At 68.2% G+C, this 23,001-nt stretch carries 24 protein-coding genes; 10 read left to right on the top strand and 14 right to left on the bottom strand.

Annotated elements, in window-relative coordinates:
• Positions 1 to 15: 15 nt before the first annotated feature.
• Positions 16 to 612: a DedA family protein gene (locus tag ACWHYQ_RS09680; protein ID WP_447975480.1), complete on the bottom strand. Its 597-nt coding sequence runs from the start codon at positions 610 to 612 to the stop codon at positions 16 to 18.
• Between the two features lie 71 nt (positions 613 to 683).
• On the opposite strand from ACWHYQ_RS09680, the gene ACWHYQ_RS09675 reads away from it, so the two are divergent.
• Together ACWHYQ_RS09675 and ACWHYQ_RS09670 are read left to right on the top strand one after the other, a co-directional pair.
• Positions 684 to 1,391, top strand: coding sequence for a DUF429 domain-containing protein (locus ACWHYQ_RS09675; protein WP_447975479.1), 708 nt, complete (start codon positions 684 to 686; stop codon positions 1,389 to 1,391).
• Between the two features lie 106 nt (positions 1,392 to 1,497).
• Positions 1,498 to 4,326 (top strand): ATP-binding protein, encoded by a 2,829-nt coding sequence (locus tag ACWHYQ_RS09670; protein ID WP_447975478.1) that lies wholly within the window; start codon positions 1,498 to 1,500, stop codon positions 4,324 to 4,326.
• Here the strand turns inward: ACWHYQ_RS09670 and ACWHYQ_RS09665 are convergent.
• Entirely contained in the window at positions 4,323 to 5,081 is a 759-nt protein-coding gene (locus ACWHYQ_RS09665) for a sulfite exporter TauE/SafE family protein (protein ID WP_447975477.1), read from the bottom strand. The genes ACWHYQ_RS09670 and ACWHYQ_RS09665 overlap by 4 nt on opposite strands.
• 167 nt (positions 5,082 to 5,248) lie before the next feature.
• Between ACWHYQ_RS09665 and ACWHYQ_RS09660 the strand changes: the two genes are divergently transcribed.
• Positions 5,249 to 5,491, top strand: a complete 243-nt coding sequence (locus ACWHYQ_RS09660) for a hypothetical protein (protein ID WP_447975476.1) — start codon at positions 5,249 to 5,251, stop codon at positions 5,489 to 5,491.
• Positions 5,492 to 5,515: 24 nt separating this feature from the next.
• Here the strand turns inward: ACWHYQ_RS09660 and ACWHYQ_RS09655 are convergent, their stop codons facing one another.
• From ACWHYQ_RS09655 to ACWHYQ_RS09620, 8 genes are all read right to left on the bottom strand, one after another.
• Entirely contained in the window at positions 5,516 to 5,857 is a 342-nt protein-coding gene (locus ACWHYQ_RS09655; protein WP_447975475.1) for a BsuPI-related putative proteinase inhibitor, read from the bottom strand.
• Between the two features lie 183 nt (positions 5,858 to 6,040).
• A complete protein-coding gene (locus ACWHYQ_RS09650) occupies positions 6,041 to 7,291 on the bottom strand; it encodes a S8 family peptidase (protein ID WP_447975474.1) in 1,251 nt (416 codons plus the stop codon).
• Between the two features lie 264 nt (positions 7,292 to 7,555).
• Entirely contained in the window at positions 7,556 to 9,043 is a 1,488-nt protein-coding gene (locus ACWHYQ_RS09645; protein ID WP_447975473.1) for a proteasome accessory factor PafA2 family protein, read from the bottom strand.
• Between the two features lie 31 nt (positions 9,044 to 9,074).
• Positions 9,075 to 9,899, bottom strand: coding sequence for a proteasome subunit alpha (locus ACWHYQ_RS09640; protein ID WP_447975472.1), 825 nt, complete (start codon positions 9,897 to 9,899; stop codon positions 9,075 to 9,077).
• Entirely contained in the window at positions 9,892 to 10,668 is a 777-nt protein-coding gene (locus tag ACWHYQ_RS09635; RefSeq protein ID WP_447975471.1) for a proteasome subunit alpha, read from the bottom strand. The genes ACWHYQ_RS09640 and ACWHYQ_RS09635 overlap by 8 nt, the downstream gene beginning before the upstream one ends.
• Positions 10,669 to 10,782: 114 nt before the next feature.
• Positions 10,783 to 10,977 (bottom strand): ubiquitin-like protein UBact, encoded by a 195-nt coding sequence (locus ACWHYQ_RS09630; protein WP_447975470.1) that lies wholly within the window; start codon positions 10,975 to 10,977, stop codon positions 10,783 to 10,785.
• Positions 10,974 to 12,500 carry a proteasome accessory factor PafA2 family protein gene (locus tag ACWHYQ_RS09625; RefSeq protein ID WP_447975469.1) on the bottom strand — a complete coding sequence of 509 codons (1,527 nt, stop codon included), beginning with the start codon at positions 12,498 to 12,500 and terminating at the stop codon, positions 10,974 to 10,976. The genes ACWHYQ_RS09630 and ACWHYQ_RS09625 overlap by 4 nt, the downstream gene beginning before the upstream one ends.
• A gap of 84 nt (positions 12,501 to 12,584) precedes the next feature.
• Positions 12,585 to 14,363: an AAA family ATPase gene (locus ACWHYQ_RS09620; RefSeq protein ID WP_447975468.1), complete on the bottom strand. Its 1,779-nt coding sequence runs from the start codon at positions 14,361 to 14,363 to the stop codon at positions 12,585 to 12,587.
• A gap of 289 nt (positions 14,364 to 14,652) precedes the next feature.
• Between ACWHYQ_RS09620 and ACWHYQ_RS09615 the strand changes: the two genes are divergently transcribed.
• On the top strand, positions 14,653 to 15,564 hold the full coding sequence (locus ACWHYQ_RS09615; protein ID WP_447975467.1) for an arylesterase: 912 nt from the start codon (positions 14,653 to 14,655) through the stop codon (positions 15,562 to 15,564).
• Here the strand turns inward: ACWHYQ_RS09615 and ACWHYQ_RS09610 are convergent.
• Positions 15,551 to 15,733, bottom strand: coding sequence for a hypothetical protein (locus ACWHYQ_RS09610; RefSeq protein ID WP_447975466.1), 183 nt, complete (start codon positions 15,731 to 15,733; stop codon positions 15,551 to 15,553). The two genes, ACWHYQ_RS09615 and ACWHYQ_RS09610, sit on opposite strands and share 14 nt — an antisense overlap.
• Before the next feature lie 313 nt (positions 15,734 to 16,046).
• Between ACWHYQ_RS09610 and ACWHYQ_RS09605 the strand changes: the two genes are divergently transcribed.
• The 6 genes from ACWHYQ_RS09605 (at position 16,047) to ACWHYQ_RS09580 (ending at position 20,532) form a co-directional block, all read left to right on the top strand.
• A complete protein-coding gene (locus ACWHYQ_RS09605) occupies positions 16,047 to 16,247 on the top strand; it encodes a hypothetical protein (RefSeq protein ID WP_447975465.1) in 201 nt (66 codons plus the stop codon).
• Between the two features lie 154 nt (positions 16,248 to 16,401).
• On the top strand, positions 16,402 to 17,007 hold the full coding sequence (locus ACWHYQ_RS09600; protein WP_447975464.1) for a hypothetical protein: 606 nt from the start codon (positions 16,402 to 16,404) through the stop codon (positions 17,005 to 17,007).
• A gap of 7 nt (positions 17,008 to 17,014) precedes the next feature.
• Entirely contained in the window at positions 17,015 to 18,190 is a 1,176-nt protein-coding gene (locus ACWHYQ_RS09595) for a L,D-transpeptidase family protein (protein ID WP_447975463.1), read from the top strand.
• Between the two features lie 20 nt (positions 18,191 to 18,210).
• Positions 18,211 to 18,864 carry a L,D-transpeptidase gene (locus tag ACWHYQ_RS09590; protein ID WP_447975462.1) on the top strand — a complete coding sequence of 218 codons (654 nt, stop codon included), beginning with the start codon at positions 18,211 to 18,213 and terminating at the stop codon, positions 18,862 to 18,864.
• A gap of 35 nt (positions 18,865 to 18,899) precedes the next feature.
• Entirely contained in the window at positions 18,900 to 19,550 is a 651-nt protein-coding gene (locus ACWHYQ_RS09585; protein WP_447975461.1) for a hypothetical protein, read from the top strand.
• A gap of 163 nt (positions 19,551 to 19,713) precedes the next feature.
• Entirely contained in the window at positions 19,714 to 20,532 is an 819-nt protein-coding gene (locus tag ACWHYQ_RS09580) for a response regulator (protein WP_447975460.1), read from the top strand.
• A 48-nt stretch (positions 20,533 to 20,580) separates the two neighbouring features.
• Here ACWHYQ_RS09580 and ACWHYQ_RS09575 read toward each other — a convergent pair whose 3' ends face one another.
• From ACWHYQ_RS09575 to ACWHYQ_RS09565, 3 genes are all read right to left on the bottom strand, one after another.
• Entirely contained in the window at positions 20,581 to 21,378 is a 798-nt protein-coding gene (locus tag ACWHYQ_RS09575; RefSeq protein ID WP_447975459.1) for a metallophosphoesterase, read from the bottom strand.
• A 587-nt stretch (positions 21,379 to 21,965) separates the two neighbouring features.
• On the bottom strand, positions 21,966 to 22,271 hold the full coding sequence (locus ACWHYQ_RS09570; RefSeq protein ID WP_447975458.1) for a hypothetical protein: 306 nt from the start codon (positions 22,269 to 22,271) through the stop codon (positions 21,966 to 21,968).
• Positions 22,272 to 22,371: 100 nt separating this feature from the next.
• The gene (locus ACWHYQ_RS09565; RefSeq protein WP_447975457.1) at positions 22,372 to 22,536 is read right to left on the bottom strand and encodes a hypothetical protein; all 165 of its coding nucleotides are present in this window, start codon (positions 22,534 to 22,536) and stop codon (positions 22,372 to 22,374) included.
• Positions 22,537 to 23,001: the final 465 nt, after the last annotated feature.

Here is a 23,001-nt window from a genome sequence, read left to right as displayed (position 1 = left end):
CGCCGCCGCGGGAACTTACGTGGATCGGCGGCGGCACCAACTCCGAAGGGCGAAGCCCGCAGTTCCCACCATGACGAGCCCGGCCAGGACCAGCAAGCCTCGGTGCAAGGTCTGCGACATCCGCGCCCATTCCTCGCCGAAGCCGTATCCCAGGACAATGAAGGTGGTGGCCCAGACGAGCCCACCGGCATAGGCGAACAGCGCGAAGAGGGGCCAGGGCAGCCGCGCCGAGCCCGCGACGAACGCGACGAGGTGGCGGACGCCCGGCACGAAGTAGCCGAAGACGAGCGCGTACTTCCCGTGCCGCCGGTACCAGGTCTGGACCCGATCGAGGTGCGCCGGGGTGATGCGGAAGAAAGAGCCGAACTTCCGCACGGCGGCGGGGCTCACACCCCACCCGATCCCGTAGCTCAGCGTGATCCCGCAGGTCGTCCCGAGAAACGCGGCGGCAAGCGTGGCGGGGAACGTCAGGGTCTGCTTGAACACAAGGTAGCCGGCGAAGGTGAGCAGGGTTTCGTCGGGCACGGGCAGCCCGACGATGCCGAGCACGAGCAGGGCAAAGAGGCCCGCATAGCCGTACTCCGTGAGCCAGCCTTGGAACAAGTCCGTCATTGGCGGTGATCCCTGAATCGAAGTGCGGCATTATAGCACCGGGGCTAGGCTCCAAAGCGAGGAGCGGTGGGATGACCTGGGTGGCGGGCGTGGACGGCTGCCGGGGCGGCTGGATCGCGGTGCTCGTTGCCGCGGGCGCCCGTGCGCGCCCGCCAGAGGCCCGGCTCTGCCAGAGCTTCGCGGAGGTGCTGGCGCTCACACCCGCGCCGGCGGTCATCGCGGTGGATATCCCGATCGGGCTGCTGGACTCGGGCCGGCCCGGCGGGCGGCCCTGCGACCGGGCCGCCCGCCGCCTGCTGGGCCGCCGGGCGAGCAGCGTGTTCAGCCCCCCGCCGCGGCCAGTCCTTGCGGCCCGGCGCTACGACGAGGTGCGGCGGCTCGGGGTGTCCATGCAGGCCTTCGGCCTGCTGCCCAAGATCCGCGAGGTGGACCGGCTCATGACGCCGGCCCTGCAGGCCCGGATCTTCGAGGCGCATCCCGAGCTGGCCTTCCACATCCTCCTAAATGGGCCCGCACGCCACGGGAAGAAGACGCGGACTGGCCGGCTCGAGCGGCTGCGCGCGCTGGCGCGGAGCCAACGTCCCGCCTTCTTACGGATCGGCCGGTTGCTCGACGGCTGGCTCCGCCGTTTCACCCGCACGGACGTCGCTCCCGACGACTTCCTGGACGCCTGCGCCCTGGCCGTCACGGCGCTGCGCATCCTGGAGCGGACGGCCGCCCCGGTCGGCAACACGGTGACCCGAGACGCGCGTGGCCTGCGCATGGACATCTGGGCGTGACCGCGCCCCCCTTTTTTGAGGGGGGCCCCTTGGTGCCGGAAAGTCAGGCTCTAGTTTGCTCGCCACGAAATTGAGGCTATGATGGGGGACCGGAGCGGGGTGGCGCATGTTCGACCTCAGGACTTTCACGCTGATCGAGATGACGAAGTGTGGGGCGGCGCTCCGGAAGCTGGGCGCGGACGCCGAGAACCTGGATGAGGTCGCTGGGCAGATCACGCACTATCTCTACTCACACCTCGTGGACGGCCAGACCGGCCAGCCGGCATGCGCGCTGATCCGTCTCTTCAAGACACATCCCTTCGAGCGGCTGAATGCGCAGGACCGGAAGCTCGCCCGCGCCGTGCTCGGGTCCGACCCGCCCTCGCCTGCGATGAAGGTCTTCACCCTCCTCGCCTCTGCGGGCGAGCGGCCCGAATGGAACGACCCGGTCAACTCCCGGCACTACCGAGCCATCCCCCTGGCGAGCAAGCAATTCATTGACCACTTCCCGATGTTCTCGCAACTCTTCGCGCAGTTCGGGGTGGAGCTGAACACGGTGCTGCAGCCAACCCCCGACCTGCTCATGGACGTCCCACAACACACCTACAACGTCTTTTATGTCCCCCAGGCGGTCGGGAGCCCCTACGTGCCGGTCCAGCGCGAGTTCGTCGTGCCATTCGGCGTGCAGTCGGTCCTGGGCTTCGGTGGCCTGCTGCCGGGGCACCACATGTTCGCGGTGATCCTCTTCTCGAAGGTGCCCCTGTCGGAGGAGACCGCGAACCTGTTCAAGACGCTCGCCCTCTGCACAAAGATCGCCCTGCTGCCCTTCGCGGACGGCGAGATCCGCCGCCAGCGCCGGGCCAACGTGGTCGTCGAGCGGCCCCGGTCCCGGCTCGCGGCCATGGAGCAGCTCCTGGCGGCGCATGAGGAGACGGTCATCGCCCAGGCGGGCCGGGTCGAGGCGGCGATGCAGCAGCTCAGCGAGCAGTCGAAGGCGCCGCGCTCGGTCGTCGCGGGCACCGCCGCGACGATCGGGGACGACTTTTTCCGCTCGCTGGTGACGCATCTCGCCTCCGCCCTCAAGGTCCGGTACGCACTCGCCGCCGCGGTCAAGGAGAAGGAACCCGACCGGGTGGCCACGCTCGCCGTCTGGGCGGGGGACGGGATTTTCCCGAACTTCGAGTACGACCTCCAGGACTCCCCCTGCAGCACGGTCACGAACGGGACGTGCTGCTACTATGAGCGGAATCTCCAGGAGCTGTTCCCCTACCACCCGATCGTCAAGCAACTGGCCGTCGAGAGCTATTGCGGGACGCCGTTGGTGGATCGGGCAGGAAAGGTCATCGGGCTGCTCGCGGTCATGCACGACCGGCCGATGCGGGCGGCGCTGGAGGTCAAGGACGTCCTCTCGATCTTTGCGGCGCGGGCGGCGGCGGAGCTCGAGCGCAAGCGCGCGGAGACCGACCTGGCGCAGTCGCTCTCCCTGCTCCGCGCCACGCTGGAGTCCACCGCCGACGGCATCCTGGTCGTGGATCTCGAGGGACGGATCGCCAGCTTCAATCGGCGGTTCGCCACGATGTGGCGCCTGCCGGAGTCGGTCCTCGCCGCCCGGGACGACCAGCGTGCGTTGGCCTGTGTGCTGGACCAGCTCAGGGACCCTGACGGCTTCCTCGCCAAGGTCCGCTCCCTCTACGGCCAGCCGGAGGCGGAGAGCTACGACCTCGTCGAGTTCAAGGACGGCCGCCTGTTTGAGCGCTACTCGCTGCCGCAGCGGATCGGCAACCAGTGCGTCGGGCGCGTCTGGAGCTTCCGGGACATCACCGCCCGCAAGCAAATGGAAGAGCGCTTGCGCCAGGCCCAGAAGATGGAAGCCATCGGCCGGCTGGCCGGGGGCATCGCCCACGACTTCAACAACCTGCTGACGGTCATCAAGGGCTACAGCCAGCTCGCCCTCGGCAGCCTCGGCCCGGAGCACCCCCTCTACCGGGACGTGCAGGAGATCTACAAGGCCGGCGAACGGGCGGCCGCCCTGACCCAGCAATTGCTGGCCTTCAGCCGCAAGCAGGTGCTCGAGCCGAAGGTCCTCGACCTCAACGTGGTGGTCGCGAACCTCGAGACGCTGCTCCGGCGCCTGCTGGGCGCGCAGATCACCCTGATCACCTCGCTCGACCCGAAGCTGGGGCGCGTCAGGGGCGATCCCAGCCAGATTGATCAGGTCATCGTGAACCTCATCGTCAACGCCCGGGACGCCATGCCGCAAGGCGGGACCATCACGATCCGGACGGCCAACGCCGTCACGCCCGCGGGCGCGTCCGTCATGCTGTCGGTGACGGACACGGGGTGCGGCATGGACCCGCAAACCCAGTCGCACCTGTTCGAGCCCTTTTTCACCACCAAGGACGTCGGCAAGGGCACGGGCCTGGGCCTGGCCACGGTGTACGGGATCATCGAGCAAAGCGGCGGCCACATCGAGGTGACCAGCCATGTGGGCCAGGGCACCACGTTCGCCGTCTTCCTGCCGCGGATTGACGAGGAGGCGCTCGATGCCAGCCCGCCTGCGCCGGTGGAGGGGCTCGGGAGCGGGTCCGGGACGATCCTCCTGGTCGAGGACGACCCCACCGTGCTCAAGTTCGTCCGCAACATCCTCTCGATGAGCGGCTATCGGGTGCTGGAAGCGACCACACCGGACGAGGCGCGACGTCGCGCGGCGGAACACGGCGGCCCCATTGACCTGCTCGTGGTGGACGTGCTCCTGCCCGGCATGGGCGGGCACCAGCTCGCGCAGCAGCTCACCGCCGCCCGGCCGGCGACGAAGGTGCTCTTCATGTCGGGGTACCCGGACGACGGGCCGATCCAAGCCGGCGCGCTTGATGCGGAGCTCGCGTTGCTGCCCAAGCCCTTCTCGCCCGACACGCTGCGCCGGAAGGTGCGGGAGCTCTTGGGCCCGTCACATTAGCCCAGCCACAACTTCACCGCGAACGCCACCACCGTCGCAGTCACCACGCCCTTCACCCAGGCGTGGCCCTTGAGCACCGTGAGCCGCACGCCGACGAGCCCCCCGGCGACCATCCCCGCGGCGAGGGCGAGCCCCATGCCCCAGTGGATCTTGCCCGCCGAGACGAAGATGGCGAGCGAGACCGCTGTCGAGGCGAGCACGGTCAGCACCTTCACGGCGTTGCCCCGGATGAGGTCGAGCCCCGCCCAGGTCGTCCCGGCCAGCACGAGAAAGCCGACCCCGGCCTGCACGAAGCCGCCGTAGACCCCGACGAGGAAAAACCCGAGGCCCAGTGCGAGCCCCGGCGAGCCCACTTCGCCGGAGCGCACGCCTTCAGCCAGTTGCCGCTCCGCGAACGGATCCCACAGCGTCCACAGCGTGACGGCGACCATGAGGATCGCAAGGATCTTCTTGAACACCTCGTCGCCCACGGCGAGGGCCGCCCAGGCCCCGAAGACGCTGCCGATCGTCGCGGGCACGGCTGCCCAGGCCAGCGCGCGCCAGTCCAGCACGCCGTGCCGGTGGAAGCCCCAGACGGCTGCGACGTTCTGCAGGAGGATCGCCACGCGGTTCGTCCCGTTGGCCACCGTCGCGGGCAGCCCCAGAAAGATGAGCAGTGGGAGCGTGAGGAACGACCCGCCGCCGGCAATCACGTTGACCGCGCCGGCCATGCAGCCCGCCGCCGCGAGCAGGGCGTACCCGATCCATCCATCCATCAGTAGGCCTCCAAGGCCCCTCCAGGGCACCACCCGCCGCGCCATCGGGCGAGCCCCGCGCCCCACCATATGCAATAGCGGGTGGTTTGTACAGCCGTTGCATTCCCCGGCCGACTCTGCGAGGATCGCAGCCAGCAACGACACGTCGGCTTGTGGGAGGGAACCGGATGGCCGACCGGCAAGGGCGAAACGGCAGCGACTCGCGGCGCCGGATGCAGCCCGATGTCGTCGTGGCGCGCGTCGTCGGCATCCTCTGCATCGCGTCGGGCTTTGTTGCAGGCATCCAGGGGCTGGAGCAGCGGGACTCGTTCTGGCTGCCGACGGCGCTCGGGCTGATCGTCACCGGGCTGCTCGCGCAGGCCTACGCGTTCTATAGCCTCCTGCGACGGCGGCTCGGTAAGAGCAAGTGAGCAGGGCCGCGCCCACTTTCCCTTTCACTTGACCGTAACGGTCGCGGTGGCCGAGAGCGGACCGTCGGCGCACACGATGTCGCCGCGCACCCGGTAGGTCCCTGGCAGGAGCGCCCCCCTGAAAACCGCTGTGTAGGAGAGCGACTCGCCCGGCCCCAGCGTCTCCTGGCCCAGCGCCTGTGTGAACATCTTGCCCTCCGCCCAGCGCCAGACCACGGCCCCGTTCTGATCCTCCACCGTCACGTCGAACCGCTGGCCGGTGTTGAACCGGAGGGTCACGCGTTCAGTCGTCGGGTTCACCAGCAGGAGCCGGAATTGGAGCGCTTGGCCGGGCCGGTACTCGGGCCGGTCGGGCGCCAGCGACACTCGGAGGTCCTTTAACCCCGACAGCGTGGGGGCTGGCGGCAGGGGGCCGCCGCTGGTAGCCACCGCCAGGCAGCAAGTTAACAAACACGCAACAGGGCCCACCAGGCGCATCGAGCGGTCTCTTCGTCCGAGTCGGTGTGCCGGCCCGATCGAACCCATGATACTCGAACGCCGGCAGGTTTGCTAATACTTGGCGACGTTGACCAGGCGGATCGCCCGGCCGTCCTTGCTGACCGTCGCCGTCGCGACCGAGTCGAACTTGAGGAAGCCTTCCACGAGCGGCGCGGTGAGCGTCGGATCCAGGTTCAGCAGCAAGGCTGCGGCGCCCGCCACGTGCGGGGCGGCCATCGAGGTCCCGGACATGGTCGTGGTGCCTCCCCCGAGCCGGGTGGAGGGGATTTGCACCCCGGGCGCCCAGAGATCCACGCACCCGCCGAAATTGCTGAAGGACGCCTCGTTGTCGGTCTGATCGGTGGCTGCGGTCGTGATGATCCCGTTGTTGTACCCCCCTCCAGCCCGTGCCGGCGACTCGTTGCAGGCGTTGGCGCCGCTGTTTCCCGCCGCGATCGTATAGACGATCCCGCGCTGCGCCGACCGCCGGACGGCGTCGTCGAGCGCGGTGCTCGGTGAGCCGCCGAGGCTCATGTTCGCGGCAGCCGGCTTGATGGCGTTCGCTGTGACCCAGTCCACACCCTGGATCACGGTGGACGTGGCGCCGACGCCCAGGCAGTCGAGAACCTTCACGCTGGTCAGGTTCACGCCAGGCGCCACCCCGACCACATCCATGCTGTTGTCTCGCGCGCCCGCTGTGCCCGCCACATGCGTCCCGTGCCCATGACAGTCCTGGTTGCCGCCGCCGAGCAATCCCGTGAAGTTCACATGGTTGACCACAGTCAGGTCGGCGTGGGTCCGGTCAATCCCGGTGTCAACGATATAGACGTTGACCGTCGTCACCGCCCCCATGCCATCCCCGGCCCGGGTCGAGCTGAGGTCTGCGTCCACGCGGTCCACGCCCCAGGGCAGGATCTGGCCCGTGGCCCGCATCATCCCGTCGGGCTCGACGTAGGCGACGAGCGGCTCGCTCTCGACCGCCTGGATCTGCTCCGCGGTCAGCTTGGCCGAGAAGCCCTCGATCGCCGCGCTGTAGACATGCTCGGCACGGAAGCCATGCACGGCTTCGAGGGCCTGCACCGCCCCCGCGACACCCGGGGTCTGGTATCCCCAGACTTCCGGATGCGCCTGGGCGCGCTCATCCGGTCGGTACAGATCCTGATACCGATGGAACGGCGCGTCCTCCTCGAAGACGACGATCACCGGAAACCGCGCAGGCCCCTGTTTCGCAGACAGAGCGATCTCTGGACCTGCCCCGACCGCCCCTGCAATCACGAGCGAGGCGGCGAGCACCGCCCCCATTCGCAGGCTGACCCGTTCCATGGCCTTGCCCTCCATTCCGCGCTTACCTGGACCGGCGCGCTGATAATTGCGCGCGCCGGATAAGTACTCCAGCTAACCTGGGCTGCCGCACCTCGCGAGCCGGCTGGCCGCCCCGGACACCGTCCATCCCGGCCTTCTTGCAACAGAACACTCTCACGGCGGAAGAGGACGCCGCTCAATCCCCAGTTTGGGCTGGGCGATTAGGCTGGAGGCGAGACCGGGCAGATCCTGTGGGTTGAACCGCAGCGGGAAGGCCGCTCGACGTTACGCGTGCGGCGCGGCGAGATGGCTGCGAACCTCGTCAACGTAGGTCTGGAAGGGATTGGGCATGGCAAACGGCTGGCGACCGCGGAGTTGGAAGACCGACCAGTTGATGACGTAGGGCGGGAAGAACCGCTCCTCCGGGCCCGAGGCGATCGGCTCGGGCGAGCCGCAGGTCAGCAGATGCCGAATGAGCTCCCCGCGCCCGAATGCGCGGGTATTGCGCGGGGGATGCGCCTGGGCGAGGGACACCGCCACATCCGTCGTCACGCGTGGCGCCCGGCCCTCCTGCTCGAGCCCGTAGTAGAGCCCCTTGCCAGGGGCGAGGTTGTGATACTCCAGGTCGAGGCTCTTGAGCCAGGGATCGTGCCAGTCGAGCTGCTCGGCTTCGCGGAAGGTCTCCAGGAGCCAGAGCTTCGACGCCCAGTCCACCCGCCCGACGAGCCGCTGGTAATCCCCGCGCAGGTCGGCAAGGACGCCTTCCCACTGTTCGAGGACCCAGTCCGTCTCCTCGTCCTGACCGCGGCAGTGACGCTGTGCAGCCTCGAGATACCGCTCCTGCACGTCAATGGCGGACAGCGTCTTACCCGACGCGAGCGTGAGCAGCCATTGTCGCTCTTGATCGCGGGAGATCTCCTGCAGATCCTCGACCGGTTCCCGAAGTTCGAGCCCTGTCGGCGCGTGCCCCTCCTCGATGAGCTGCAGCACCAGGCCCGTGGTCCCGAGCTTCAAGGCCGTGGCGACCTCCGACATGTTGGAGTCGCCGAGCAGCAGGTGGATCCGACGGAACCGGGTGGGATCGGCGAGGGGCTCGTCCCGGGTGTTGACGATGGCGCGGTTCTGTTGCACCCACTCGAAGAAGTCGTTGACGATGTAGTCGGCCCGCTGGGAGATCTGGAACCGGATGGCCGGCTCGCCCCTGGCGCTGCGCCGCTCGGCACGCGGCACGATGAGCCGGTCCATCTGCACCCACCGGTCGGACGCGTCGCAGGCACCCACCCGCCCGGCTCCCGTGAAGATCTGGCGCGTGACCAGAAACGGCACGAGCAGGCCAAGGCCCCGCCGCGTAAAGGGGAACCGACGCGAGACCAGGTAGTTCTCGTGCGAGCCGAAGGTGGCGTCCGTCTCGTGATCCACGTTGTTTTTGATCAGGGACACTCGGTCGGCCAGGCCCATGGCCTCGACAGCCTCCTGGAGCAGCCGGTCCCCTGCCCGGTCGGCGGCAACCAGGTCAAAGAGCGACTGGCACTCGGGCGACGCATACTCGAGGTGCCCCATATCGAGGTACACCCGGCCCGCGTTCATGAGGAAGCCGCCGTTGCCCGGCGGCTCGTCGTGGCCCCGGTGGTGCAGGTCCAGCACCCCCCGTCGCTGGACGTGGAACAGGTGGTCGCGCACGCGATGCGCCATCCAGGACGGCGAGTGCTCGGGCCGCTCCTCGTTGATCAGGAGCCCGTATTCCGTCTCGAGTCCGAAAATCCGGTTCAGCATGGGGTGGCGGCCGGACCGACGGAGTCTGAGGTTACGCCTTGGCGGGAAGCGCCTCCGGCAGGAGGCGAGCCAGTTCCTCCGCCGGCACCGCCCGGTACTTGGAGGAGCCCGCCAGCCGGCGCTCCAGCACGGCGCATTCCAGGGACTTCTCGGCGAGCGACGCGCGTAGGAGGGTGAGAAGCGCGGCCTCTTCTGGCAGCTCGGGCGTGCGGGCGATGTCTCGGACACCCCGATCGTCCTTGTCCCCGACCGGCTCCAGCTCGGCGGCCTGCCTCAGCGAGCCCAGGGCCCAGGCGCGGCTCGCCGCCTGCACCGCCTGCTCAAGCGAGGCCTGTCCCGGCGTGAGCCGCTGCCTGAGAAACGCCAGCATGTCCGCCTGGATCGCCGGCGTTGCGGCGAGCGTCGCCATGTCCGTCGTCTCCTCGAAGCCGCCGTCGTAGTTGACGGTCAGGAACGAATCCCGGCCGGGCTTGAGGCCCAGCTCGGCCAGGAGGACCTTGACGATGTAGGGCGCCTTGAAGATCTCCTCGAAGGCCTGCTTGAGGATGGGCGCCAGGCCGTACTTCATCAGCCGCGCAGCCGTGACATCGGACGGCGACCGGCTGAAGCCCTCGATGTGCGCCATCTCCAGTAGGCTGAAGCGCAACTTCTCGAGGTCGGCCGGGTGCCCCATGCCGCCCAGCCCGATCCGGTCGTAGATCTCGTAGAGCTTCGGTGTCCCGCGGCTGACCGTTAGCAGCAGCACCCCCTCCGCGTAGGAGATCGCGACGACCGGGCTGCCTTGCTTGAACTGCTCGTCGAGGTATTGCCGCCGGTTGCCGACGGCCTCCACCCAGCGGTAGGGCTCTTCATACATGGCGCGCCACCTTCGTTTCGAACAGCCCCTTGAGCTGCTCGGCGGGCACAGTCGCGAGGCCGGCGGCCGTGATCAGCTTGACGACCGGGTAGAGGTTTGCGTCCCGGTTGACGCCGCCGGTCGCGCTGTCGAATTCTGCCGCGCAGGTCAACAGACGCAGCGCCTGCGTGACCGCCTCCTCGTCCGAGCAGGCGGACAGAGGCCGCTCACCCCAGACGTTCAGGTAATGGAGGATGCCGCGGATCACCGGTGCGCCGGAGCCCGACACGGCGTACTCGACGCCCTCGAACTCCGCGCCGAGGATGTCGTAGAAGAAGATCTTGGCCGCACCCTGGTCCAAGTCATAGCCAGCGAAGATCGGGGCGACGGCGCCGGTCCCGGCCAACGCAGCAGGAACGTTCTCCTGGAGCAGCTTCGACACCGCGCGCAGCTTGCCCTCGAAGCTCAGCTCCTGGAGCTGGCTGCGCCGATAATACTTGAACGAGTGCTCGAGCACACGGGCCATCTCGTAGGCGGTCGCCGGCACGCCAGCGATGGCCATGACGCTGTAGCGGTCCAGCTCCAGCACCTTGTCGGTGCGATCGTACATCACCATGGTGCCCGCCGTCGCCCGCCGGTCGCCCGCCACAAGCACGCCATCCCGGTACTTCATCGCCAAGATCGTCGTGCTGCGCGCGATCTCCGACGCCGCGCTGGGTGAGCCGCCGCTTTCCACAGCCGGGAACCGGTATCCGTGCTCCTTCAGCACCTGGAGAAAATCGCCTTGCATACCCATCTCGGCCCCCGTGACACGCGATGTGTGACGAGTGATGGGTAGGAACAGTGAAGGTCCGATCGAGAGTCTGTTCTCAACCCTTCACCGATCACCCATCACTCATCACGGCTATTCGCCGGTTCGTTGCCGGTAGCGCTCCGCCTGCTTGGGATCCACGCGGCGCATGCGCTTCAGCAGGTTGTCCCGCTCGGGCGATCCGGAGTCGGGACGTCGCGGGCCGCCCTCCTCTTCGGACGGGCGCGTCGGCCGCGGCATCGGCTCGAACGGCCGCTCTCGGCGATCCAGCGTCATCGGTCCGTTCATCGGCTGCGCTCCTTTCCTTGGTACCAACGGGCGAGGGCCTCCTCCGCCGAGGCGCTCGCTTCGAGGAGGCGATCGAGGGCCGCGATCTCGGCCGGCTCGAACAGCCGGTCCATCTCGAGCACGGCAGCCCCGCGCCCTCCCTTGAAGCGGATCTGCGCCCACTGTACCGACTCGATCTGGTCGGCGAACCGCCGGACACAGAGCCCACGGATACCGCCTCGCGTGTCCCGCGGCCCCGCCGCCACGGCAGCCTCCACGTCGGCCTGCGTCGTAAGCCGCAGGGCCCTGCCCTCCGCCTCCAGGCCAAGGAACAGGCCCCGCTCGGGATTGATATTGTGATACTCCAGGTCCAGGCTGGCCAGCCAGGGATCGTCCCAGCCGACCCGCTCCTCCTGCACGAAGGTTTCCAGCAACCAGAGCTTCGTGACCCAATCGAGGCGGCCGATGAGCGCAGCTCGATCGCACTCCAACCGCTCAAGCGTGTCGCCCCACTCGCGGAGGATCCACCCGGTCTCCTCATCCCGCCCCGCGAGCCGCTGCCGGGCCGCCTCGTAGTAGACGCGCTGGATCTCGAGCCCCGAGATGGTGCGCCCGCCCGCGCGGCGGACGACCGCCTTCAGGTCCGGATCCCGAGAGAGCTGCTTGATCGCCGCGACCGGGTCCTCCAACGAGAGGGCCGGGGCCGCACCGCTGGCGATCAGGTCGAGGACCAGGCAGGTCGTCCCGACCTTCAGGGCGGTGGCGTATTCGCACATGTTCGCGTCCCCCACGATCAGGTGGAGACGGCGATACCGCGCCCGGTCGGCGTGCGGCTCGTCCCGCGTGTTGAGGATCGGCCGGTTGCGCATGGTGTCCACGCTGAGATCGGTCTCTATGAAGTCCGCACGCTGGGAAAGCTGAAAGCAGCCGGGACGAAAGCCACCGTCCTGGGTCTCGATCCCGGCCTTGCCGGCCCCCGCGACGAGCTGGCGGCTGACGAGGAACGGGACGAGCCCGTCCACGAGAGCCGCGAAGGGAATCGCGCGCGGGACGAGGTAATTGTCGTGACACCCGTAGCTGTGGCCGTGAAAGTCCGTGTTGTTCTTGTAGAGCTGCACGTAGGGGCCGCCGAGCGCGCGGTTGCGCCGGTCGGCCGCCTGCTGCACGATCCGCTCCCCGGCCCGGTCCTGGGCGAGGAGATCGCGCAGCGTGCGGCATTCCGCCGTGGAATATTCCGGATGGGTATGGTCGTTGTAGAACCGCGCCCCGTTCGGCAGCACGAGATCACTCTTCATCTCGTGGAACGAGTAGGGCCGCTGCACGTCCCGCCGGACCAGCTCCTGCTCCTCCTCGTCCTGCTGGAGCTGGGAGACCCGAAAGCCGCGCGCGTCCTGGTGCGGGTCCTCGCCCCGGTAGTCCCAGCGGCGCTCGAATGGACTCGACAGGGAGGCGCGGACGAGCTCCATAGACTCGACGACCGGATCCACGACGTCCTGGTCCTCGCGGGTGATGCCGTACTCGGTCTCGATGCCGAATAAACGCATACGTCTTCGGCGCGAGGCACGGGGCCAGCGGCTAAGGGTCCGGCCCGTTGCCTCTCGCCCCTTGCCTCATGCCTCTCGCCAGTTTCAGATGATCTGCCCGACCAGCCGTTCCTCGGCGGCCTGGCCCTTCCGGTACGAGGAGATCCCGATGACCTGGTCCGGGTGGTGGTCCAGGAGCTTGAGCCATTCCTCCGCCGCATCATCCGGTGGGAGCACCTCGCCTTCCCGATATTCGGCGTCCACCGAGACCAGGAGGTCCTCCAGCGTGAGCCCGCCATCGCCCGCGGCGCCGGCAGCGGCCGCCGCCGAGTCCTGGCCGTGCGGCGGGCGCAGCGCCCGCTCGATGGCTCGCTCCTTGGCGCGCTGGACGATCGAGGCCAGGATAGCGCCGCTGACCAGGTCGCCCCGATGCAGCACCCTGTGCTGGCCGTTTCGCAACCGGATGGCCAGGAGCCGGCTGGCATCCGACCGCCCGAAGATTCGCTCGACCACCGCGGCGATCAGGGCCTCGCAGGCCGCGGCGCGATCGCCCCCGTGGCGATCCAGGAGAGCCGGCTCCAGGGGAAGATCCGGCTTCAGATAGATGCGCAGGATCTCGGCGGCCTCCGCCCGGCCCGGGCGCGTCACCTTGATCTTCCGGTCAATCCGGCCGGGACGGAGCACGGCGGGATCAATCAGGTCGGGACGGTTGGAGGCCAGGATGATCACGACGTCGCGCAGAGATTCGATCCCGTCCATTTCCGCGCAGAACATCGGGACCAGCGTGTTCGTGATGTTGAACGAGCGCATCGCGCGCCGCGTGCCCAGAATGGACTCCGCCTCGTCAATGAAGATGAACGGCAGTATGCCGGCCTTCCGCCGCTCCCGGGCCTGCGCGAACAGCTCGCGCACCATCCGCTCGGATTCGCCCAGCCACATGTTCAGGATCTCGGGCCCCTTCACGTGGAGAAAGACCCCGCTCGTCACCGGCGGCCGCTCCGCGGAGGCCGCTCCCTGCTCGGCGTCCGCCTCCCGGACCAGCTTGGCGAGGCTGGCGGCCGCCGCCTGCCCGATCAGCGTCTTGCCGCAGCCGGGCGGGCCGTAGAGGAGGAAGCCCTTGGGCTGCGTGAAGCGGTACCGCTCGAAGGTCCGGGCGTGGAGCAGGGGGTATTCGATCGCGCGCCGGATCGCCGCGATCGCCTTCTCCTGTCCGCCGATCTGCTCCCAGGAGACGGTCGGCACCTCATCGAGGAGATGGGTCTTGGCCTTGCGGTCCGCCAGGCGCTCGAGCGCGATCCGATGACCGGGGTCAATCCGGACTTCGTCGCCCGGCTTGAGCTCGACGCCGGCGAGATCGCTTGAGCGGTCGAGGATCAGGGCTTGACGGCCGGGCTCCTGCTCGAAGCGGATCCGGCCGTCCGGGAGGGATTCCGCCACCTTCAACACAGGTCCGTTCCGATCGTACCCGAGGACCTTGATCACCGCATAGGCTTCGTTGACCAGGACCTGAGCGCCGATTTTGAGTTCAGCCGGGGGCACCCGAGGATCCACGTTCGCGTAATACTCGCCTCCGCCGACGAGAATGCGGGCCAGCCCCTCCGCCGACACGTCCAGCAGCAGGCCGACCCGGTTGGCTGGCGCCGTGAGCTTCTCGACGACCGTCTGAAGCTTTTTAAATTCCACCTCCCGCTGCTGGCGAGCCACGGCGTCCTGGGTCAGGAGATGGCGGAGCTTGTAGAGGATACGTTGGCGGGGATCCCCGTCAGGCAGGGAGGCCAGACACTCGTCCAGCACGACCAGCGGATCCGGCTGGTTTGCCGCGCGGGGCCCCGGCCCCGAAGACTGACCGTTGTCCTGTTGCTCAGCTTGCCGATGGTCGCCCATGTCGCCTCCCTCGGAGCCCAGCCAGACGCCGTCACATCACAGAGTCCCCGTATGCTACCACACTTTCCGCGGCCAGGTCCCCCGCGGCCATGGAGCCTCGCCTCCGAAGCCCAAGCCGCCGGGCGACTGCGGTGGAGTCGTCGGGAGAGGGAGCCACTCCCCGCGCCGTTGCACCGGAAGGCGTGCGACGTCAGCGGGGCGCGCCTTGTGACGTTCTAGCTTCGGGGCGAGCTGGTCCGAGGCCGCGGTGACGGCTGCATCTTTCGGCGGAGCTCGGTATGATAGCTCCATGTTCGGCGGTCTCTGGTCAGTTCGCGTGTCCCCTCGCCTGAGCCTCCGCGACTGGTCCCGGACCTGGATGCAGGCTGCCGGGCTTGCCGGCTCGATCCTGGCTGCTCTCTGCCTGTCCGGCTGCGATCGGGCCCCCCAGGAAGACCCGGCGACCTCCCCCGCGACGGTCCCCGGCCCGCCGCGAGCTTCGACGATTGAATCGGAGGCTGCCGCTCAGCCTCAGGGGGACCGGCCCAGGATCGTGGCCTTCGGCAACAGCCTCACGGCTGGACTGGGCGTCGCCCCGGAGGAGGCCTATCCGGCCGTGCTGCAGCGCCGGCTGAAGGAGTCCGGCTACCGGTACCGCGTCATCAACGCGGGCGTGAGCGGCGAGACCACCGCCGGCGGACGTCGCCGCGTGGATTGGGTGCTCAAGAGTCGGCCCGCCATCGTCATCCTCGAATTGGGGGCGAACGACGGCCTGCGGGGGCTCGATCCCCGGGAGACGCGGGCGAACCTGGAGGCGATCGTCACCCGCCTTCAATCGGCCGGCGTGACGGTGCTCCTTGCGGGCATGAAACTGCCGTCCAACTACGGCGCCGACTATCGCAGGGAGTTCGAAGCGATCTATCCGGACCTGGCTCGACGCTACCACCTGCCCTTCATGCCCTTCTTTCTCGAGGGGGTCGCGGCTCAACGAGCGCTCAACCAGCCGGACGGGATCCACCCGACCGCGCAGGGTTATCGCATCATCGTGGACAAGCTCTGGCCAGTGCTGGAGCCCCTGCTCAAGAAGGGGGCCTCAGGGAAGGCTTCGCCTCAGCCTCTGGGAAGGGATAAAGAAAGGGCCGCGCGCGACCTTGCCGAAGTAAGCCCCGCGCGCGGCCCTCGCCGCACCGGATCTTCCATGAAGCCCGTCAGGACTTCTTGAAGAACGTGTCGTACACGCCGTAGCCCAAGATCCCAGCGATCAGGACGTAATACATGTACGTGATGCCGGAATAGTCCGGGGGGCCGCCTTTGGGTTCATTGGCCAGCGCCACCACCGCCGTGGACAGGATCGGAAGCATCGCCGTGAACAGACTCAAGACTCTTCTCATGGGGGGCCTCCTTCGTAACGCCCGGCGTAAACCGGGGCCGGGCAAACGGAGCGGATTGTACTCAAAGCCAACGGCGCGGCGCAACCAAAAAATCCCAGCCCGTTGGGCCCTGCACCGAGAGGCAGGACGCGGGGCGGTTTTGCAGGCCACCCGACTAGACTGCCACAGGGTGTCGAGCCTCTCCAGCTTGAACCCGCTGAATTCCCAGCGGTTCATCATATCGCCGTCCCGACTCCAGATGGCACAGGGCTTGCTCACTCTTGCCCCAGCCGCTTGCTGGCGGTAAGTCAGGGTTGAAAGGAGGTGACGCGACATGACCAAGAGTATGCTTTCCGTGATGGCGTTGGCTGTCGGCCTGAGCTTCGCGACGGCGACCGTCGTGCTGGCCGGCGAGAAGGCCGCGGCCCCGGCGGCGCCGCCTGCGGCGCCCGCGGCGCAGACTGAGGCGAAGGACGCGAAGAAGGACGCGCCTAAGGCCGAAAAGAAGGACAAGAAGAAAGCCGAGAAGAAGTAATACGGCGTCGCCTGAAGAACCCCGGCTCCCTTCGGGCGAGCGCGCGCTGGCCCGAAGGGGCCGCCGGTTCGTTGGCCGTTTGACACGCCCGGACGCCCGTCCGCAAATTCCAGACTGAACCCTAACGACAATCAGCGTGAGGAGGAGACCTGTAATGAAACGACTGGTATTGATCGCGTTGGCGCCCCTGCTGCTCGTCCTGGGCGCATGCGCCAAAGCTCCCACGGAGAAGGTGACCGCCGCCGAGAAGGCCGTCGAGGAGGCCCGCTCGGCCGGCGCGCAGACCTACATGGCGGAGGACTTCGCCAAGCTCGAAGGTATGTTGGCCAACGCCAAGAAGGAGATCGCGGACCAGGACGCCAAGTTCGCCCTGTTCCGCGACTACGGCAAGGCGGAGCAGATGCTCGCGTCGGTCCAGACCGATGCGGCGCGGGTGACCACCGAAACGGGGAAAAAGAAGGAAGAGGCGAAGCAGGCCGCCCTCCAGGCCCAGCAGGCGGCGAAGGACTCGGTCGCGAAGACCCAGGACCTCGTCGCGAAGGCCCCGGTCGGCAAGGACCGCGCCGCGCTGGAGGCGATCAAGGCGGACGCCGAGGGATTGACGGCGTCGCTCGCCGAAGTGCAAACTGCCATTGACAAAGGCGATTATCCGGCGGCGCAGGCCAAGGCGAAGGCTATCCAGGAGAAGAGCCAGGCAGTGGCCACCGAAATCGAGAACGCGCTCGCTAAGGTCAAGGCCGCCAAGGGCAAAAAGAAGTAACGGGCCCATGACCGCGTCTCTGCGAACCCGGCTGCGCGCGGGCCTAGCGGCTCTCCTGCTGGGCGGGAGCCTCACCGCCTGCGTCCAGCAGCCTCCCCCGGAACTCCTGCAAGCCGTCGAGGCCCTGGACCGCCAGCTCGTGGCGGTCCAGGGCGCGGAGTTCGCACCGGAAGAGTACGCCCGGTTCGTCGAGCAATGGGTGGCGGTCAAGGGGCGGCTCCAGGCCGAGGAAGACGTCATCCGGTGGCCGTGGGAGCCCAACCCCCTGGTCGCCGAGCTGCACCGGGTTCACGAGCAAGGCGTCCGGGCCGCGTCGGTGGCAGCCCAACGCAAGGAAGCCGAGCGCGCCGCGGCGGCCCAGGCGCTCGCCACCCTGGAGCGCCGGCTCGCGGTGTTCCACGAAAGCATCGCCGTCATGGGGAGCCGGCTCGTGCTTGGCCAGCGCCCCGTCGAGACCGACCTGCTCGCGAAACAGGCACGCACATACCTGGAACAGGAGCAGTTCTCGCGATCGCTGCAGGCCAGCCAGAAAGCCGCCGGCCTGCTGGACGCACAGACCGAGCTGCTGGCCGACAAGCTCGGTCACTACGCCGACGAGCGGCACATCGCTGCCTGGCGGCGGATGATCCGCAAGACCGTCGAATGGTCGCGCGCGCACCGCGCGCCTGCCATCGTGGTCAGCAAAGCCGACCGGCGGCTGACGCTCTACCGGAACGGACGCGCCGTCGCCTCCTATCCGGTCCAGCTCGGCTACAACGGCGTCCTGGAGAAGCGGTACCAGGGTGACGGGGCGACGCCCGAGGGCTTCTACCGAGTCGTCCGCAAGCGCGACCGCGGCGAGACCCTGTTCTACCGGGCGTTGCTCCTGGATTATCCCAACGCCGACGATCTCCGCCGCTTCCGGGTCGCGCGTACCGCCGGCCGCATTCCGCGGCATGCCTCCATCGGTGGCGAGATCGAGATCCACGGCACCGGCGATCTGCTGATGAGTCAGACGATCGGTTGCGTCATGCTGGAGGACCAGCACATGGACGCGGTCTTCGCGGCGGTCGCGACCGGCACGCCGGTCACCATTGTCGGAGCCATGGACCGCAGCAACGCCGTGGCGCTCGCGCTCGCGGACCTGGAGCGGGGCCGGACCCAGCCGAGCCGCGCGCAACCGGCGGCGTCTCGAAGGGTGTGAGCGTGACCGGAGAACCCCCCATGGCGACTCTGCCAGCGCATCGCGTCCTGAAGCTCGTCAGTCTGTGGGCTCTCCTGGCCCTGAGCGGGCTCCTTGCGGCGCCCGCCTCGCAAAGCGGCGCCCCGCGCGCACCCGCGCCGGTGCCGCCGCAAGCCGACCGTCAGTCCGATCCGTCCGCGCTGCGCGCCCGCCAGGCGACGCTCCAGCGGCAGCTTGCGCAGCAGGCGCCGAGCGGCATTTACATCGTGGTGGACACCGCTCGCAACCGGCTGTACGTCAGGCGCGGCGAGGAGACCCTGTTGACCGCCGTCGCCTCGACCGGCAGCGGTACCATCCTCGAAAACCCGGAGCGGCCGGGCGCGAAGTGGGTGTTCGACACGCCGCGCGGCGTGTTCGTCATCCAGTCCAAGCTGACCAATCCGGTCTGGGTCAAGCCCGACTGGGCCTTTCTCGAGGAAGGCTTGTCGGTGCCCAAGAGCCAGGACGAGCGGCTGGAGGCCGGGATTCTCGGGGACTACGCGCTCGGCTTCGGCAAGGGGTACTTCATCCACGGCACCCTCTATCCCCGACTGCTCGGCAAGAACGTGACCCACGGCTGCATTCGCCTGAACGACGAGGACCTTCGCGCGGTGTACCGGCTCGCCAAAGTCGGAACCCCCGTGCTGATCTTCTAGGCTCCCTCGCCCGAGCCCGCGTCCGCGGCCCGATTATGCTAGTCGCCGATGCCTCGCAGGTCCCCTGGCCGTTGCCTCCGCGCCTTGTCCGTCTCTGCCGGATCGGCCTGCTTGCCTGCGCGCTCGCGCCCCTGGCGGCGGACGCCGCAGCCGCCGTCCCTGCACCCGAGCGCTCCGACGACCGGATGCTGCAGGAGGACACCCGGCTCCTGGAGCAGGAACTCCAGCTCGCCGCCCGCCCGCAGATTTACCTGATCGTGGATCTGGCCGAACGCGCCATTCTGATCAAGGGGCGCGGGCTGGAGCTGTACCGGCTGCCGATCCAATCCTGGTCCGGAACCGGCACCGACGCGCTCACGGGGACGTTTCGCCTGCGTGCCCGTCCCCCAGTGGTCCGGCCCCGGGCAGCAGGGAGCCCCGACGCCGAACTGGATCCCATCGAGCTGGCCGACATGCCGGCCGCCTACGAGCTGGTGTTTGAGCCCGCGCTGACGCTGACGATCAGCCCGCCACCGCAGGAAGGACTGTGGTTGTGGGCCCGGGGCTTCCTCGCCCACTGGTGGGGTCGCCTCTCCTCCAGCAACCCGCACCTCCATCTCATCCTCCCGCAGGAGGTCGGGCAGTCGCTCGCCTGGACTGTCACCGACGGCATGGCCGCCCTGGTACGCCGTCCGAGCCCGCGGTGACCGGCCATCCGGCCTCCCCAGTCAGAGCCGTGCCACGCGTCGGCTGGTGCGTCCCCGCTGGAGTGACGGCGCCAATCCGAAGCCGCTTCCACAGCCCTCTTAGGTTTGCTTGCCCGCCGACCGATAGAGCCTCTGGCGGCGAGGAGGATGGCCGGAACACGTCATGCAGGATGGGCACTCAGAGGGACCGGTACCTGATAGGTCAGTCGTTCCACTCGGCAAGTGGGGTCGGATTCTGATTGCCGACGACAACGAACCCGTCCGGGAGTTGCTCTCCGAATGTCTCAGGCGGGAAGGCTACCTGTGCGACGGCGTCGGCACCGCCGCCGAGGCGGCCAGGGCCCTGACTGCCCATGCCTACGACCTCCTCATCACCGACATCAACATGCCGGACAGCACCACGCTGGCTTATCTTCAGGATTGCCAGAGAGGTGCGGTGCGGGTGCCCGTCATCGTGATCACCGGCTATCCGTCTGTCATGACCGCCATCGAGGCGGTGCGCCTGTCGGTGGTGGACTATCTGGTCAAGCCGGTGGACCCGGAGCTGCTGGTCGCCAGCGTGAACCGAGCGATCGGGAAGGGGAGTCTCCTGCGGGCCCTCCGCAAGGTCCGTGAAGAGATCCATACGTGGGGGGCGGCGATGGACCGCCTAGAAGCCTCCTTGCTCGACGACGGCGGCCTCTGGACAGGGGCAGCATCCGCGTCGCGGATCGACCACCTGCGGACGCAGACGATGTACCTCTTGGGTCAGATTACGGAGAGCCTCAGAGCCGCCTTAGAAACCACCAGAAAAGAGGGACTCGGACACCCATCGGTGGACCTCTGTCAGGCCGTCGGCTGCCTGAAAGGAACCCGCTATGAAGGAGCCTTGCGCCGGACAGTGGCGGTGCTCGCCAGGACGACGAGTGCCCTGCCATCGCAAGAGCTGGTCGAGCTACAGCAGGCCCTGGACACGATCCTGCAGCGAGAGGCCGGTGCCTGAATTCAGCGGGCCGGTGGCCAGCCGCCGGAACGGCTGCCATGGCGCCGCTCACCCCACCTCGAAGACCCGCTGAATCTGCGGCACTCCGTATTCGGCCTCGCCGGTCAGCACGAGCAGATTGGGGAGCATCTGGACGGCGCCGGCGCCGTGGGCATGGCCGCACAGCACGGTCACGTGGCGATCAGGATGGGTCCGTAGAAGATCCAGCAACAGATCCCCCACCGCTTTGCAGGAGAAGAACGGCGTCCAATCCGCATCGCCGGCCTGTCCCTGGTACCAGCAGGCCTCCGGAAACGGCGGGACATGGGTCAACACGAACAGGCGCGGATAGCGCCGCAAGGCGTCCGCCAGGACCGGCCGCAAGCAGGCGGCGGCTTCGTCCCCTAAGCGGCGCAGGCGCTCCAGGAGGACAGGTCTGCTCACCGCCGTGAGCTCCGCGATGAGCCGGTGGTCGTTCAGCGCCACCGGGGTGGTTGCGTAGTTGCCGTTCCGGCCGTCGCCCCAGCCGTCGTGCCCGACGAGGCCCGTGGTCGGCGTCAACTCCACGACGCCGGACTCGGGGAGATACTGCAGCCACGGCTCACGTCGGCACAGCTCCGTCATCGCCCGGCGTACGGCGGCGATCGAACCGCCATAGAAATCGTGATTGCCCAGGACGAAGTAGACGGGGCGCTGGAAGACGACGGCCATCTCCGCGAGATACGTCCCGACCGAATCGGCCTCTCCGATGTCGCCCCCCACCAGGAGGGCGGCGGCGTCCGTCGCGGCCAGAGCATCGAGAAACCGCCGGTGCTCGTGCGGCTTCAAGAAATTCAGGTGGATGTCGGTGACCCACGCGAGTCGCATCAACGTGTTCCCCCAGCCGGAGTGCAGCGGCGTCTCCTCGAGCAGGCCTGACAGGTCGGTTCCGGCCAGGCATAGAGGAGCTGTTTTCGACAGCGGTTGCACCTCCAGCGCTTCCAGTGCCAAAACCCGGTCTCGGCAAAGAGGCTAGCCGACGCCAGCCACCGTTGATGCCTCGGGTCGTCAAAGGGCAGCCAATCCCCGTCCTTCCCCCTCGGGGGCTCCGGCTCATTGCCGCACAGGAATCCCTGGATCCAGTACCTGGCTTGCGGCGAGACCCGCTCCATCGCCCCCTTCGACACGTAGAATTTCACGCCTTGGGCCAGGCACCAGGCGCGCATCCGCCCTGCGGAGCTGTGGGGGTTCTCATTCAGCAGAAAGTGCTTCCGGCGGCAATCCACACCTATCGTGAACCAAAGCCTCCTGTCAAACGCAGGCGGCTTGATCTTGGTTCGTCGCTTCCGTTCGGCCGCCTCGTGGCGTGCCATCCCCCGAGCCAGCGCTTTGGCCAACTCGGCCAATTCGGCTGCACCGGTGCCCGCCGTGCCGGACGGTCGCCCCTTGCTCATTGCCGCCTCTCAGCCTTCAATTCACGTCGCCCCGCGCCCCGCAAACGGTTGACACGGCCATCGGACGGTCACACAGAGTCGCCAGCACGGTAAGACGCCCCCTTGGCCCCGCTCCGGGCAGAGCGCCTTCTGCGCCATCCCGTAAACGGGGTGTCCGGCTTTCTCCTCGGCGGGGCGCCGGGCTACCCCGAGCGACAAGACCCGCCGGGGCACCTGGCCGTCCCAAACCTGCTCCTCCAGCGCGGGACAGACCCGAGGCGACGCTGGGGAGGGGGACAGCAAGGCATCGAAGTAGGCCGCGCGCTCGTTCGCGAACGACCCGTGCATGCGGCCCACGCGCCGACCAGCCGGTCTGTTTCCATCCGGCTCCCCTTGTTCACCCGAGCATGATCAGGGCATCATCGCTGGACGGGTCGCAGAAGCGGTCTCAGTACGCGACGAAGACAGACCACGGTACGGACAGCCCCGTCGTGTCGTCCCAGAGCACGACGACCCGCTCCTCATCGAAGACCGGCAACCGCCGGAGCCAAGCCCGAACCTCGTCGGCCCTCGCGGACGCGCAAGGAGAGGCCTCGGGAATTCGTGAGAGCATGCGGGAAGCCGATCTGAAGAGGGCGCGGGCGCTGTCAGGTGAAAGGGGCGACAGGGTCTGGAGGACCTCCGGCGGGGAGCTCGGCGTGCCCGGGCTGGGTCCATCGCCACGCCAACCTGAAGTCCTCAATCCCCATACCGTCCGACGCCCCCCGACTCTCCCTGCTGTTTCACGACGCGCGGCCTTCCCCACCGGCCTGGGCGGCTTCAAGGGGAACTGGCAATTGGCTCGCGGGCAGGCGGGCCTGCCGCCCTCGTCGTCGTCTCGTAGCGTCCTCCGGCTGAGGGCGATGAACCGGTCGAGCAGTCCCGCTCCGTAGGTCGTGATGAACACGGCCCCAAGCAGCAGGAGCAGGACGACCGCGACCCTCAAAGCGAGCAGCCGGATGGCGCGGACCAGGCGCCCGGACACCGGGTGACCCGGGTTGCTAGGACGACAGCCTACCCGGACGCAACCTTCTCGAAA

The organism is Nitrospira sp. Kam-Ns4a (assembly GCF_965152595.1).
Note: the sequence above shows the minus strand (reverse complement) of the source record. Positions and strands in the feature narration are given on the sequence as shown.

Coding starts and splice junctions, on each gene's coding strand:
- ACWHYQ_RS09680 (WP_447975480.1), bottom strand. CDS start 612: ATGACGGACTTGTTCCAAGGCTGGCTCACGGAGTACGGCTATGCGGGC.
- ACWHYQ_RS09675 (WP_447975479.1), top strand. CDS start 684: ATGACCTGGGTGGCGGGCGTGGACGGCTGCCGGGGCGGCTGGATCGCG.
- ACWHYQ_RS09670 (WP_447975478.1), top strand. CDS start 1,498: ATGTTCGACCTCAGGACTTTCACGCTGATCGAGATGACGAAGTGTGGG.
- ACWHYQ_RS09665 (WP_447975477.1), bottom strand. CDS start 5,081: ATGGATGGATGGATCGGGTACGCCCTGCTCGCGGCGGCGGGCTGCATG.
- ACWHYQ_RS09660 (WP_447975476.1), top strand. CDS start 5,249: ATGGCCGACCGGCAAGGGCGAAACGGCAGCGACTCGCGGCGCCGGATG.
- ACWHYQ_RS09650 (WP_447975474.1), bottom strand. CDS start 7,291: ATGGAACGGGTCAGCCTGCGAATGGGGGCGGTGCTCGCCGCCTCGCTC.
- ACWHYQ_RS09645 (WP_447975473.1), bottom strand. CDS start 9,043: ATGCTGAACCGGATTTTCGGACTCGAGACGGAATACGGGCTCCTGATC.
- ACWHYQ_RS09640 (WP_447975472.1), bottom strand. CDS start 9,899: ATGTATGAAGAGCCCTACCGCTGGGTGGAGGCCGTCGGCAACCGGCGG.
- ACWHYQ_RS09635 (WP_447975471.1), bottom strand. CDS start 10,668: ATGCAAGGCGATTTTCTCCAGGTGCTGAAGGAGCACGGATACCGGTTC.
- ACWHYQ_RS09630 (WP_447975470.1), bottom strand. CDS start 10,977: ATGAACGGACCGATGACGCTGGATCGCCGAGAGCGGCCGTTCGAGCCG.
- ACWHYQ_RS09625 (WP_447975469.1), bottom strand. CDS start 12,500: ATGCGTTTATTCGGCATCGAGACCGAGTACGGCATCACCCGCGAGGAC.
- ACWHYQ_RS09620 (WP_447975468.1), bottom strand. CDS start 14,363: ATGGGCGACCATCGGCAAGCTGAGCAACAGGACAACGGTCAGTCTTCG.
- ACWHYQ_RS09615 (WP_447975467.1), top strand. CDS start 14,653: ATGTTCGGCGGTCTCTGGTCAGTTCGCGTGTCCCCTCGCCTGAGCCTC.
- ACWHYQ_RS09610 (WP_447975466.1), bottom strand. CDS start 15,733: ATGAGAAGAGTCTTGAGTCTGTTCACGGCGATGCTTCCGATCCTGTCC.
- ACWHYQ_RS09605 (WP_447975465.1), top strand. CDS start 16,047: ATGACCAAGAGTATGCTTTCCGTGATGGCGTTGGCTGTCGGCCTGAGC.
- ACWHYQ_RS09600 (WP_447975464.1), top strand. CDS start 16,402: ATGAAACGACTGGTATTGATCGCGTTGGCGCCCCTGCTGCTCGTCCTG.
- ACWHYQ_RS09595 (WP_447975463.1), top strand. CDS start 17,015: ATGACCGCGTCTCTGCGAACCCGGCTGCGCGCGGGCCTAGCGGCTCTC.
- ACWHYQ_RS09590 (WP_447975462.1), top strand. CDS start 18,211: ATGGCGACTCTGCCAGCGCATCGCGTCCTGAAGCTCGTCAGTCTGTGG.
- ACWHYQ_RS09585 (WP_447975461.1), top strand. CDS start 18,900: ATGCTAGTCGCCGATGCCTCGCAGGTCCCCTGGCCGTTGCCTCCGCGC.
- ACWHYQ_RS09580 (WP_447975460.1), top strand. CDS start 19,714: ATGCAGGATGGGCACTCAGAGGGACCGGTACCTGATAGGTCAGTCGTT.
- ACWHYQ_RS09575 (WP_447975459.1), bottom strand. CDS start 21,378: ATGCGACTCGCGTGGGTCACCGACATCCACCTGAATTTCTTGAAGCCG.
- ACWHYQ_RS09570 (WP_447975458.1), bottom strand. CDS start 22,271: ATGCACGGGTCGTTCGCGAACGAGCGCGCGGCCTACTTCGATGCCTTG.
- ACWHYQ_RS09565 (WP_447975457.1), bottom strand. CDS start 22,536: ATGCTCTCACGAATTCCCGAGGCCTCTCCTTGCGCGTCCGCGAGGGCC.